8 protein-coding genes are annotated in these 12,858 nt (G+C 68.0%); 1 reads left to right on the top strand and 7 read right to left on the bottom strand.

Annotated features, from left to right (window positions below; genetic code table 11):
• Positions 1-175: 175 nt before the first annotated feature.
• The 6 genes from CFB81_RS25910 to CFB81_RS25885 form a co-directional block, all read right to left on the bottom strand.
• The gene (locus tag CFB81_RS25910) at positions 176-1,246 is read right to left on the bottom strand and encodes a porin (RefSeq protein WP_089436961.1); all 1,071 of its coding nucleotides are present in this window, start codon (positions 1,244-1,246) and stop codon (positions 176-178) included.
• 215 nt (positions 1,247-1,461) lie between these two features.
• Positions 1,462-3,444 (bottom strand): acetate--CoA ligase, encoded by a 1,983-nt coding sequence (gene acs / locus CFB81_RS25905; RefSeq protein WP_089436960.1) that lies wholly within the window; start codon positions 3,442-3,444, stop codon positions 1,462-1,464.
• Positions 3,445-3,694: 250 nt separating this feature from the next.
• The gene (locus tag CFB81_RS25900) at positions 3,695-5,575 is read right to left on the bottom strand and encodes a sigma-70 family RNA polymerase sigma factor (RefSeq protein WP_089436959.1); all 1,881 of its coding nucleotides are present in this window, start codon (positions 5,573-5,575) and stop codon (positions 3,695-3,697) included.
• Positions 5,559-5,873, bottom strand: coding sequence for a high-potential iron-sulfur protein (locus tag CFB81_RS25895; protein ID WP_089436958.1), 315 nt, complete (start codon positions 5,871-5,873; stop codon positions 5,559-5,561). Before CFB81_RS25895 ends, CFB81_RS25900 begins: the two co-directional genes overlap by 17 nt.
• 103 nt (positions 5,874-5,976) lie before the next feature.
• Positions 5,977-7,182, bottom strand: a complete 1,206-nt coding sequence (locus CFB81_RS25890; RefSeq protein WP_069617478.1) for a c-type cytochrome — start codon at positions 7,180-7,182, stop codon at positions 5,977-5,979.
• 79 nt (positions 7,183-7,261) lie between these two features.
• Positions 7,262-8,983: a methanol/ethanol family PQQ-dependent dehydrogenase gene (locus CFB81_RS25885; RefSeq protein WP_069617477.1), complete on the bottom strand. Its 1,722-nt coding sequence runs from the start codon at positions 8,981-8,983 to the stop codon at positions 7,262-7,264.
• 431 nt (positions 8,984-9,414) lie between these two features.
• Here CFB81_RS25885 and CFB81_RS25880 point away from each other — a divergent pair, with 431 nt between their 5' ends.
• On the top strand, positions 9,415-11,745 hold the full coding sequence (locus CFB81_RS25880) for a TonB-dependent receptor (RefSeq protein ID WP_089436957.1): 2,331 nt from the start codon (positions 9,415-9,417) through the stop codon (positions 11,743-11,745).
• 54 nt (positions 11,746-11,799) lie between these two features.
• On the opposite strand, the gene CFB81_RS25875 is transcribed toward CFB81_RS25880, so the two are convergent.
• Entirely contained in the window at positions 11,800-12,774 is a 975-nt protein-coding gene (locus CFB81_RS25875) for an alpha/beta hydrolase (protein ID WP_256976340.1), read from the bottom strand.
• Between the last annotated feature and the right edge of the window lie 84 nt (positions 12,775-12,858).

Raw genomic sequence — 12,858 nt, 5'->3', positions numbered from 1 at the left:
ATGCGTTCCTGACTTGACGGCCGCACGGCCGCGGACTTGAGGTCGGGTAAACATCGAGATCGGCGCGCCGGATGGCGGGGCCGGCGCCGGGCGGGGCGCGTTTGCACGACGTTCGCGTGAGGAATCCGTGGTCGGACTGGCGGCGCGAGGCGGCCGCCCGTGCTCGGGCGCCGTGTCAGAACACGTGATGGATGCCGGCGTTGACGCCGACCGTCGTGCCCGGCAATCCGTACAATGCGCCGCCCGTGATGCCGAGGCCCGTATTCATCGCGCCGTGGTTGTTGACCACGCCGACCTGCGCATACAGGCCCGTTCGTTTCGACAGGCTGTAGTCGGCGCCGATCGCGGCGAGCAGCGAATGATTGTGCGAATCGTTGCGGTCGGTCGTGTACCACGCGCCGGTGTTCAGGTCGAGGGCCGGCGTGACGCGATAGTCGAGGCCGGCGCTATACACGTTGTTGCTGAACGAGCCGGCGACCTTGTAGCTCGTGAACGATGCCTTGCCGGTCACCGGCCCGAACGTATAGGCGGCGCCGATCGTGCGGCCGACGAACGCGACCGTGCTCGGCACCGGCGTCGGCGACGTGCCGCCGTTGCCGTCGTAGAGCGCCGCGTTGAGCATGAAGCCGCCGTTCGTATAGGTGACGCTGCCGGAATACTGGCGTCCCGCCTGGAAGTCGCCGGCCTTTCCGCCGAAGCCGAACATCGCGCTGGCCGTCAGCCCGGCGATCGTCGGGCTCGTATACGAAATCGCGTTCGGGTTGAAGAGGCCCGTGACGAGCACGTTGTCGACATATGGCACCAGCGCGGCGCCGAAGTGCGAAACGTTGCGCGGATCCGATCCGAGTATCGCGAGCACGAACGGCGAGAACTGCAGACCGACCTTCGTTTCGCCGAATGCGCCGTCGATCCCGACCCACGCCTGGCGGCCGAAGAAGTTGCCGTTCGAATGGCCGAACGCGCCGTCCGTGATGTTGAAGCCGCTTTCCAGCTTGAATCGTGCGTGCAGCCCGCCGCCGAGATCCTCGGTGCCCGTGATGCCGAAGTTGGTCGGCGTCATGCCCGTATCGGTCAGCGCGAACTGGCGCCCGGCGTTGCCGTCGGTTGCCGAATCGAGCGACCGGCTCGTATAGAGCAATGCGGCGTCGAGGTCGCCGTACAGCGTGACGCTGCTCTGCGCGAAGCTGCTCGTGCTCGCTGCCGTGCCGAGCAACGCCGCGCAAATCGTTTGTGTCATTTTTTTCATCGTCTGTCTCCGTTTTGTGAATGTTGTAATACGTACGACTAATTAAAAATGCAATGGCGGAAGCGATGCGAGCCGCCTGCATGCCGTGCCGTCGGGGAACGCACGGCGATGCTTGTCGCCGGCGCGAACGCGGCCGCGAGCCCGGCGTGGTAAACGGGCAAGCGGTCGTGCTTCGGCGCCGCGGTGAAGCGATAGGCCCGCCGTGGCGGGCGGTGTCACATCGAGCGGTTCAGCTGCTCCAGGATGGCCGGATTCTCGAGCGTGGACGTATCCTGCGTAATCGCCTCGCCCTTCGCGAGCGATCGCAGCAGGCGCCGCATGATCTTGCCCGAGCGCGTCTTCGGCAGGTTGTCGCCGAAGCGGATGTCCTTCGGCTTCGCGATCGGCCCGATCTGCTTGCCGACCCAGTCGCGCAGCGTCTTCGCGAGCGCCGCCGCTTCGTCGCCTTCCGGGCGCGAACGCTTGAGCACGACGAACGCCACGACCGCCTCGCCCGTCGTGTCGTCCGGACGGCCGACCACCGCCGCCTCGGCCACGAGCTCGTGCGACACCAGCGCCGACTCGATCTCCATCGTGCCCAGCCGGTGGCCCGACACGTTCAGCACGTCGTCGATCCGGCCCATGATCGTGAAGTAGCCGGTCTCCTTGTCGCGTACCGTGCCGTCGCCGGCCAGATACAGCGTGCCGCCGAGTTCTTCCGGGTAATAACTCTTCTTGAAGCGCTCCGGGTCGCCCCAGATCGTGCGGATCATCGCGGGCCACGGACGCTTGACCACGAGAATCCCGCCTTGCCCGTTCGGCACGTCCTGGCCCGTCTCGTCGACCACCGCGGCCATGATGCCCGGCAGCGGCAGCGTGCACGAGCCCGGCACGGTCGGCGTCGCGCCCGGCAGCGGCGTGATCATGTGGCCGCCGGTTTCGGTCTGCCACCACGTGTCGACGATCGGGCAGCGCTCGTGGCCGACGTGTTTGTGGTACCACATCCACGCTTCCGGATTGATCGGCTCGCCGACCGTGCCGATGATGCGCAGGCTCGACAGGTCATAGCGCTTCGGGTGGACCGTCTCGTCGGCTTCGGCCGCCTTGATCAGCGAACGGATCGCGGTCGGCGCGGTGTAGAACACGGTGACCTTGTGGTCGGCGATCATCTTCCAGAAGCGGCCGGCGTCCGGATAAGTCGGCACGCCCTCGAACACGACCTGCGTGCCGCCGCACGCGAGCGGCCCGTACGTGATGTACGTGTGGCCCGTGACCCAGCCGATGTCGGCCGTGCACCAGAACACGTCGTCGGGTTTCCAGTCGAAGGTCCACTTCATCGTCTGCGCGGCCCACAGCAGGTAGCCGCCGGTGCTGTGCTGCACGCCCTTCGGCTTGCCGGTCGAGCCCGACGTATACAGGATGAACAGCGGATGCTCGGCGCCGACCCAGGTCGGCTCGCACGTGTCGGACTCGCCGTCGGTCAGCTCGTGCATCCACAGGTCGCGCTCCGCATGCCAGTCGATCTTGCCGCCGGTGCGGCGATAGACGATCACGCTCTTGAGCGCGTCGCAGCCGCCCATCGCGATCGCCTCGTCGGCGATGCTCTTGAGCGGCAGCGTCTTGCCGCCGCGCGCCTGCTCGTCGGCGGTGATCAGCGCGACCGCGCCGACGTCGACGAGCCGCTCGTTCAGCGATTTCGCGGAGAAGCCGCCGAACACGACCGAGTGCGTCGCGCCGATACGCGCGCAGGCCTGCATCGCGACGATGCCTTCGATCGACATCGGAATATAGATGACGACGCGGTCGCCCTTGCCGATGCCGCGTTTCTTCAGCGCATTGGCGAAGCGCGACACGCGTGCGAGGAGATCCGCATAGGTGACGCGGGTGACGGTGCCGTCGTCGGCCTCGAAGATCACCGCGACGCGCTCGCCGTTGCCGGCTTCGACGTGGCGGTCGAGGCAGTTGTACGACGCGTTCAGCTCGCCGTCGTCGAACCACTTGTAGAACGGCGCGTTGCTCTCGTCCAGCACCTTGGTGAACGGCTTGTGCCACGTGAGGCCCTCGCGCGCGAGACGCGCCCAGAAGCCTTCGTAATCCTGCTCGGCCTCGGCGACGAGCGCGCGATAGGCCGGCATGCCGGAAATGGTCGCCGTCTTCTCGAGCGCCGCGGGCGGCGCGAACTGACGGGTTTCGTGAAGAACCGATTCGATCTTGGACAAGCGTGTCTCCCTGCGTTCGTGTGATTCCAGACGGTGCTCGGGAAAACGCAACATGCATGCCAGTTGTGCGACCGGTGCGCGGCTGCGGCAAAACCCGCGACAGCCGGGCGCGTGATGCCCGATTCAGCCAGGCCGTCGGGTTTGCGGACGGTATCGCGATGCGGCGAGGCGTTCACAAATGCAGCAGGCGTGTTGCAGTCCTGAGCAGTCGGGTGTGCGATCCGGCTGGCGCTCGTCCGGCACCGCCGCGTCAGGCAAGCAGCGAGCGCAGTGCCGGTGCGTGCCTGAATTGCCGGATGCGTTCGAGCGCCGCCACCTCGAGCTGACGAACGCGTTCGGCCGACAGATTCAGTTGCCGGCCGATCTCGCGCAGCGAATACTCGTTGTCGACGTCGATCCCGTAGCGCAGGCGAAGAATCCACGCTTCGCGAGCGGGGAGGCAATCGATCAGTGCAGTGACCGCCGTGCGCAACTGGCCGGCGCTCGCGGCTTCTTCAGGCGTCGGCGCGTCGGGGTCGATCGTGACGTCGCACAGCGTGAGGTCGTGATCGGGCGAAACCGGCAGGTCGGCCGAGATCGGTTCGCGCACGATGCCCATCAGCTCGCGCACTTTGTCGACCGGCAACCGCATCTGCGCGGAAAGCGCGCGCGCGTCGGCGACGTCGCCGGTTCGTTGCCGATGGACGCGCGCGAGCCGCGACAGCTTGTTGAGCGCATCGACCGTATGCGCGGGCACGCGTATCGTGCGCCCCAGATCGGCGAGCGCATGGGTGATCGCCTGCCGGATCCACCAGGTCGCATAGGTCGAGAATTTGAAGCCGCGCCGGTGATCGTAGCGATCGACGGCCTTCATCAGGCCGATATTGCCTTCCTGGATCAGATCGGAGAACGGCAGGCCGCGATCGGTATAGCGTTTGGCGACCGACACGACGAGCCGCAGGTTGCTCTGGAACAGCTTCGTTCTCGCGGGTTGCATCGTCCGCTCGATACGCGAGAAGCGCGCGTCGAGCGCGATCGCGATGTCGAGCGGCAACGGCGACTGAGCGGCGACGCGCGCGAGCGCGCTGCGTGCGTCGATCAGCGCCGGCGCATGGCGGGCGAGGGCGGTGGCGCAGTCGGGGTGCGCGGCGCTGCGTGCGTGCAGCCATGCGTACACGTCGTCGCACGGCGTGAAGAGGTCGTGGCGTGCGGATGGCGTACGGATGCCCGAGGCGGCCAGCGTGTCGACGAGCCGCTTTTCGAATGTGCGCGCCCGGGCCGCGCGCTCGCGGTTCGCTTGCCCGATGCGTTCGATCGCGCGCGACGTGAAGCGGATGGCGCCGGTCAACGCGGCAGCTTCGCGCAGCAGCGCCCGGCAAGCGGCCGACGCGAAACCGTCCGTGTGCAATGCATGCTGCATGGCCGGCGCCAGCGCACCGGCGCGCTCGAGCGCTTCGACGACCGTATCGTGCCACGCGGGGCTGTCGACCGAAGGGCCGGCCGCATCGTCCGACATCGGCGACACCATGGCCGGATCGTCGGGCAACATCGTCAGCATGTTTGCAGGCGATTCGACATCCCCGGTAAGCCCCGTCACGTAAGCCGACGCCGCCACCTTGCCGGCACGGATGTCGTCCGCGATCGCCGCGACGGCGGCGAGTGCCGCCGGATCGCGGCTCAATGCGTCGACGCATGCGGCGCGTCCGCTTTCCAGATGAAGCGCGAGCGCGATCTCTTCGTCGCGTTCGAGCAGCGGCGTCGCGCTCATTTCCCGCAGGTAGAGCCGGACCGGATCGTTGGTCCGGCCCGCGAGCAGGTCGTCGGCCGCGAGCGGCGTCGATGCGTCGGCGAGCGACGACGCGACTTCCGACACCCGCGCAAAATGACGTTCGAGCGTCCATGCAGCGTGCTCGCCGGCATGCTCGCGTACGTCGATGCCGAACTCGCGCAGCATCGACGCGGCTGCGTCGACGTCCGCGCGTTCGACCGTCTCGTCGGGCAACGCGTCGGCGATTTCGCCGGGCGTCACGTATCCGCGGTCGATGCCCAGCGCGATCAGCGCATGCAGATTTACCGCGCGTTCGGCATCCGCGCCGCGACGCGACGCGTCGTCGCGCTCGCGGGCGGCCCCGGCATCAAGCGAGCTTGGCATAGACGTTGCACCAACCTTCGGCGGCAACCGTCTTGCCCGCGAACATCGGGCACGTACCGACCGATTCGCCGGCGGCAGCCTTGTAGAAACGGCAGTTCGAACACGTCTGGCCGGCCTGATATTTCGGAAACTTGCCCGCGTCGACGGTGGTCGCCTTGGCGCGGTAGCCGAGCGTCTTCGCTGTCGCGTCGTTTTCGTCGACGGGCGGGGCGGCCGCGAATGCGCGTGTGCCGGCCGCGAGCGTGGCGCACAGGCCGGCGGCCTGCACGATGAAGGTTCTGCGATGGCGGGAGATCATGGTGTCGTCCTGAACGAAATGAAAGGAAAGGAAAAAGCCGGGCCCGCGCGCCGGGCATGCTGCCCGGCGCGGCGGTCGACCGAAACGAAAGCGGGCGGGAAAGTTACTTGCGCGGCCCGGCGATGAGCGGCGCCTTCGACGCGTTGGCGATATCGGCGGTCAGCTTGCTCTGCGACGCGTCGTAGCCGTTCGAGTAAAGCAGGAACGCCATCAGGTCCTCGTATTCCTGTGCGGTCATCTTGCCGGGGCGATCGGCCGGCATGTTGCTCGACATGTACAGGAAGATGCCGCCGACCGTGATGTGCGACTTGCCCTCGGGCGCGAACGATTCCCCGCTCAGCGCGGGCGCGGTATTGCCCTCGAGCTGGTCGCCGTGGCATTTCGCGCACGCATCGCCGTAGAGCTTCTTGCCGTGTTGCACCTGCGCCTGGTCGAACGACGGGACGCCGCTGCCTTCGCTCGTCGAAACCTTGATGAAGCCGCTCCTTGCCGGCCGCTGCGCGGACGCGACCGCGCCGTCGAGAAACCGGCCGGGCGCGTGCGTGGCGGCGGCTTGCGCGATGTCGGCGGGAAGCGTCCAGCCGCGCGTGAGCGATGCGAGACGGCCGTTGCCGCTCATCTGCGACAGCGTGGCGTCGATGCGCTTTTGCAGCGCGTCCTTGCCCGGCCCGAATGCGAACGACAGTTGCCAGTCCGAGTACGGCGACGATGTCGCCGCAACCTTGAACCGCTGTTTCGGATGGGCACGCTCGTACGCGACGACGCTCGGATACCAGACGATCGCGCGCTGCGCGCGGCCCGCGGCGAGCGCGCCGATCGTTTTCTCGCTCGTGTTCTCGAGGTCGAAGCGCGCGTTTGCCTGCTGCGCGGCGATCAGTTGCGACGGGCTCCCGTACGTGGCCGCGATCGTTTCCTTGGCGCCGGACGGCGCTTGCGCATCGGGCAGCGACACGCTGACGTAGCCGGAGCGCAGATAGCCCTGCGAGAACGTCATTTTCGATCCCGACGCATCGGCGATCGCCGAACGCGGGAAGCCGGCGATCACGTCGCAGTCGCGTTCGAGCGATTTCGTCAGCTCGCTGGCGGAGATGCCGTCGTCGTCGCCGTTGTCGTCGACGCCGCGTGTGTTGAAGGTCGCGACGATGCCCGCGGCGCGGAATACTTCGCGGGCAACGGAGCGGTCGAGCGCGGTGGTCGGGCTGCCGGGCAGCGTGCAGACGCGCACGCCGGCCGACGCGGCTGCCGGTGTCAGCGCCACGCCCACGGCGAGCAGACTGGCGACGGTAACGAAAGTGAGGCGAGTATTCATGGTCTGTGTCCGGTTGAAGCGGGTGGGGCGTCGCGCCCGCATCGGGCGCATGCGGGCGCGACTCGGGCGTGGCGCCGGGTCAGTTCAGCGCGAACACGTAAAGCGTGCCGCCGCGCGGAACGTCCTTCGCGATGTCCGCCATCGGGCCGCCCCAGATCGGGTTCGCGCCGCCGTAGCCGGCGAGCACGGCGACATACTCCTTGCCGTCGACCTCGTACACCGACGGCTGCGAGATGATGCCGCTCGCCAGTTGCGGGCTTTCCCACAGCACCTTGCCGGTCGCCGTATCGAACGCATACAGGTGGCCGTCGAGCGAGCCGCTGAACGCGAGGCCGCTCGCGGTGGTCGCGACGCCGCCGTTCCACGGCTTCTTCGACCAGTGGCTCCACAGCTTCTTGCCGGTGTTCACGTCGATGGCCGTCAGTTCGCCGTAGCCTTCGCTGCCCGGTTCGGGCTTGATCTCGAAGCCTTCGCCGAGATACGGCAACCCTTCCATGTAGCTGACCGACTTGCCGGTCAGGCTCATGCACGCATGCAGCGCGGGCACGACCGCGATGTTGCGTTCCTGGTCGTACGAGATCGACCACCAGTTCTTGCCGCCGAGGAAGCTCGGGCACGTCTCGATCGTCGTGCCGGCCTTCGGGAACTTCGATGCGTCCTGGATCGGCTTGCCGTCTTCCGTGTAGCCGGTGACCGACAATGCCTTCACGAACGGCGTCGCGTAGATCAGCTTGCCGGTCGTGCGGTCGATCGCGTGGAAGAAGCCGTTGCGGTCCGCGTGGATGATCGCGTCGTAGTCCTTGCCCTTGTACTTGATGTCCGCGAGGACGGCCGCGTTCACGCCGTCGTAGTCCCACGTGTCGTTGTTCGTGTACTGGTAGTGCCACTTCAGGTTGCCGCTCTTCGCATCGAGTGCGAGCAGCGAGTCGGAATACAGGTTGTCGCCGGGGCGCAGCGCAGCGAGCCACGGGCCGGGGTTGCCGACGCCCCAGTACAGCGTGCGCGACGCGGCGTCGTACGTGCCGGTGAGCCACGCGGCGCCGCCGCCGTGGCTCTGCATGCCGTCGGGCCAGGTTTCCGCGCCCTTTTCGCCGGCGGCGGGGATCGTGTAGCGTTTCCAGACCTGCGAGCCGTCCTCCGGATTCAGCGCGGCGATGTAGCCGCGAATCCCGTATTCGCCGCCGGACGTGCCGACGACGATCGCACCGTCGATCGCGAGCGGCGCAAGCGAGAACGCGTAGCCGAGGCCCGGCTCGAACATCTGCTTCTTCCACACGAGATTGCCGGTCTGCGCGTCGAGCGCCGCGATTTCGCCGTTCAGCATCGCGATGTAGACGTTCTTGCCGTACAGCGCGACGCCGCGGTTGACGACGTCGCAGCACGCGGTCTTGAACGAGGCCGCGCCGAGCTTCGGCTCGTATTTCCACAGCTGCTTGCCGGTCTTGGCATCGAATGCGTAGACGTTGTCCTTCGGCGTCGTCACGAACAGGTAGTTGCCGTTGACGATCGGCGTGGCCTCGAAGCCCTGCTTCAGGTCGGCGGGGAACTTGTACGCCCACACCTGCTTGAGATCCTTCGCGTTCGACGTGTCGATCTGCTTGAGCGGCGAATGCGAGCGGCCGTCGTAGGTGCGGTAGTAGGTCAGCCAGCCCGGATCGCCGTGTGCATCGGTCAGGCGCTGGTAGGTCACGGCCGGGTAGTCCGCGGCCGCTTCGACGAGGCCGGGGTTCAGCGCGACGGCGGCTGCCACCGCGATGCCGATCGTCGCCAGCCGGCTCGCTGAAGCCGAGAGTTTCTTCATGGTTGTCTCCTGGGTCATTGTGGTCGCACCGTCGCGAACGATTCGTCGCGCCGGCACGGTGGGGTTTCCGGGCCGAGTGCACTGCCCGTTACGCAAATCGCATGCCATCGCGGCAGGAAGGCGGTGTGGCGCGGCACGCCGGCGCATCGCGTGCGATGGGGCGATCGACGACGCGCGCCATGGCGTCAGCGCAGGTGTTGCATTCAGGTACACCGTCGCGCGCGAAGTGTTGCCAAACATGACAGGTGGCGCAGTCTGCTGAACAGCGGGCCGCCGGTTGCACGCATGCCTTTCACAAAGCGAGGTGCGGCGCAGCGCGCACCGCTTGCGCTCGCGGTGCTGGCACGGTTCTCGCACGCGGGCTTCGCGACAACGCGGCGCCGCGCGGTGCATCGCACGGCCCGGCGGAATATAAATGCGGAGACAACGGAATGATCAGGAGACCAAAGGCAGCCGCGCGCGACGGCGCGACGCGGCGCGGCCGGCGTGCGCGATGCATCGGTACGACCGTCGGCGTGCTGGCGCTGTTCGGCCTGCCGCCCGGCAGCGTGCGCGCGCAGCAGCAGGCCGACGGCGGCGCGATCGCGCCGCCCGAGCCGGCCATCGTGCTGCCCGCGGTGGTCGTCGTCGGCACGACGCCGCTGCTCGGGATCGGCACGCCGCTGTCAAAGGTGCCGGCGAACGTGCAGACGGTGCGTGCGGCGGAACTCGACGTGCAGCACCGCGCGACGCTCGCCGATTTCTTCGCCGCGAACCTGCAGAGCGTGACGATCTCGGATGCGCAGGGCAACCCGTACCAGACGGACGTCAACTATCGCGGCTTCACCGCGTCGCCGCTGCTCGGCACGCCGCAGGGGCTGTCGGTGTTCGTCGACGGCGTGCGCGTGAACGAGCCGTTCGGCGACGTCGTGAACTGGGACATCCTGCCCACGCAGGCGATCGACCGCGTGCAGCTGATTCCGGGCTCCAACCCGGTGTACGGGCTCAACACGCTCGGCGGTGCGCTCGCGATCACGACGAAGAACGGCAGGTCGAGCCCGGGCGGCGAGGCGGAGGTGTCGGGCGGTGCGTGGGGCCGCAAGACCGCCAGCATCGAGCAGGGCGGCACGATCGGCCCGAATCTCGACTACTACGCGACCGCGAACGTCGCGAACGACGGCGGCTGGGCCGACCATAACGCGAGCCGCGTGCGACAGGCGTTCGGCAAGCTGCGTTACACCGATGCGGATACGACGCTGTCGATCGCCGCAGGCGGCGCGGACAACACGCTGTCCGGCACCCAGACGATCCCGCGCTCGTTCCTCGACAACCGGAAGCAGGCGTATACGTACCCGGACCGGAACCGCAACAGCGCCGGCTACCTGACGCTGTCGGGCGACCGCTTTTTCGGTGAAAACGTCGAATTGAGCGGCAATGCGTACTACCGGCACCTGCGCAACGCCAACACAAGCAGCAACAACAATACGGATTACGGATCGGTGAACGACGACGGCACGGTCGACATGGTGCAGGGCAGCAACGCGCAATCGACGATCGTCACCGACAGCTACGGCGGCAGCATGCAGCTCACGCTGCTCGGCAAGCTCGGTGGGATGGCGAACCGGCTGGTCGCGGGTGTCTCGGCCGACGTCGCGAACTCGAGCTACGTTGCATCATCGCAGGACGCGTCTTTCACCGATGCGCGCGCGGCGATCGGCATCGGCGATTTCGTCCGGCAGACCAGCGCGAAGACGCGCAACGCGAATGTGGGCGTGTACTTGAGCGACGCGCTGTCGCTGACGCCGCACTGGACGGTGACGCTGTCGGGCCGCTACGACTGGTCGAAAGCGCAGATCGGCGACGAGAGCGGCGTGCAGCCGCTGCTCGACGGCACCCATGTGTTCTCGCGCTTCAACCCGGCGGTCGGGCTCAACTGGAACCCGGTCGCGGGCTTCACCGCATATGCGGCCTACAACGAAGGCATGCGTTCGCCGACCGCGATCGAACTCGCGTGCGCGGATCCGGCCGCGCCGTGTTCGCTGCCGAACGACTTCATCGCCGACCCGGCGCTCAAGCCGGTGATCTCGAAGACGTTCGAAGCCGGTGTGCGCGGCCGCATCGGCGCGGCGACGACCTGGAGCGCCGCGGCCTACCGCACGACGCTGACCGACGACATCCAGTTCATCAGCAGCCCGGCCAGCGCGCAGGGCTACTTCCGCAACGTCGGCGATACGCGGCGGCAAGGGATCGAGCTCGCCGGCCGCACGCGGTTCGGCCCGCTCGGTGTCGGGCTGTCGTACAGCCATGTCGATGCGACCTACCGATCGTCGTGGATCGAACATAGCCCCGCGAATTCGACGGCCGATGCGAACGGCAACGTGACGGTCAGGGCGGGCGACCGCATCCCCGGCATTCCCGCGCATACGGTGAAGCTGCGGCTCGACTACGCGGCGACGCCCGCGTGGGACATCGGCGCGAACGTCGCATGGCGCAGCGGCGTGTACGCGCGCGGCGACGAGAACAACGGGGACGTGAACGGCCGGATCGCGGGCTACGTGCTGGTCGATCTCGACATGCGTTACCGGGTCACGAAGCGGTTCGAGGTGTTCGCGAGCGTGACGAACGTGTTCGACAAGCGCTACGCGAGCTTCGGCGCACTCGGCCAGAATTTCTTCAACGGGCCGAACCATACGTTCGACGGCGCGAATCCGGTGAACGAGCAGTTCGTCGGGCCGGGCGCGCCGCGCGGCGCGTGGGCCGGTATGCGCTATGCGTGGGATTGAGCATGATGCGGCCGCGTGGGCGGTCCCGTCGTGACACGACCGGGCTCCGGGCCGTCACGTGAACGGCACCGTCGCGAACATCGCATGCACGGCGCGGGCGACGCTGCGCGCCAATGCCGGGTCGCTTGCCAGATGCCCGGCCTTCACGCGCTCGACGTTCGCTTCGGGCACGGCGCGCGCAAGGCGCTCGACGTTGCCGACCGGACAAACGGGATCGTCCGTCCCGTGCGCGGCGAACAGCGGCACGCGGGCCTGTGCGGCCCGTCGCGCGAGCGCGAGCACGCGGCGCTCGCCGAGCCAGCAATCGTGTTGCAGGTAGTGCGCCTGGATCCGGTATTTGTCGATCAGCCGGCCGATGGTCTTCTCGGACCGGACCGCGCGCACGGGCGAGCGGCGTGTGCGTGCCGACCCGAGGACCGCGTTTTCGTATGCGTGCCACGCGAGCGCGACGGCGCGCTGCCGGGCTGTGTTCGCGCCGTGGCGCAGCCCCGCCGCGCAGCGCGACAGCAGGCGATCCGCCCGGCCGCCTGCCGCTGCATGCAGGCGCCGCCATTCGCGCGGCGCACGCGTGCGGGACGTCATGAACAGCCCGCGAACTTCGCGTGGCGACGTCAGGAACAGGCCGCGCAGCACGACGCCTGTCACCCGTTCCGGATACGTGCCCGCATACGCGAGCGCGAGCGCGGCGCCCCACGATCCGCCGACGACGCCCCAGCGTGCAATGCCGAGCTGCGCGCGCACGGCTTCGAGATCCGCGATCAGCCGCGCGGTGGTGTTGTGACGCGTGCCGCCGCGCGGTGTCGACGCGCCCGCGCCGCGCTGGTCGACGAGCACGACGCGCACGCGGGCCAGGTCGAACAGCCGCAGGATGCCGGCCTGGCTGCCGCTGCCGGGCCCGCCGTGCAGCACGACGACCGGATGGCCTTGCGTGGCGCCGGCCACGGCGAACGCGATCGATTGCGCGTCCCGGTGCAGACGTCCGCGAACGGGCGTGACCGGTGACGCCGATGCGTCGGGCAAGGCCCGCATTGCGTGCGACGGCGTGGATCGATTCGGGCGACGTGTCATGTCGATAGGGGTCCGGGGAATCGGGAGGCAACCGCCATGCGGCCG

The sequence above is a fragment of the Burkholderia sp. AU28863 genome (assembly GCF_002223195.1).
In the GTDB taxonomy this organism is placed as follows: Bacteria; Pseudomonadota; Gammaproteobacteria; order Burkholderiales; family Burkholderiaceae; genus Burkholderia; species Burkholderia sola.
Note: the sequence above shows the minus strand (reverse complement) of the source record. Positions and strands in the feature narration are given on the sequence as shown.

Excerpts from the sequence above, each read along its gene's own strand:
- CFB81_RS25875 (WP_256976340.1), bottom strand. The coding sequence starts at position 12,774 with ATGCGGGCCTTGCCCGACGCATCGGCGTCACCGGTCACGCCCGTTCGC.
- CFB81_RS25895 (WP_089436958.1), bottom strand. The coding sequence starts at position 5,873 with ATGATCTCCCGCCATCGCAGAACCTTCATCGTGCAGGCCGCCGGCCTG.
- CFB81_RS25910 (WP_089436961.1), bottom strand. The coding sequence starts at position 1,246 with ATGAAAAAAATGACACAAACGATTTGCGCGGCGTTGCTCGGCACGGCA.
- CFB81_RS25890 (WP_069617478.1), bottom strand. The coding sequence starts at position 7,182 with ATGAATACTCGCCTCACTTTCGTTACCGTCGCCAGTCTGCTCGCCGTG.
- CFB81_RS25900 (WP_089436959.1), bottom strand. The coding sequence starts at position 5,575 with ATGCCAAGCTCGCTTGATGCCGGGGCCGCCCGCGAGCGCGACGACGCG.
- CFB81_RS25885 (WP_069617477.1), bottom strand. The coding sequence starts at position 8,983 with ATGAAGAAACTCTCGGCTTCAGCGAGCCGGCTGGCGACGATCGGCATC.
- CFB81_RS25880 (WP_089436957.1), top strand. The coding sequence starts at position 9,415 with ATGATCAGGAGACCAAAGGCAGCCGCGCGCGACGGCGCGACGCGGCGC.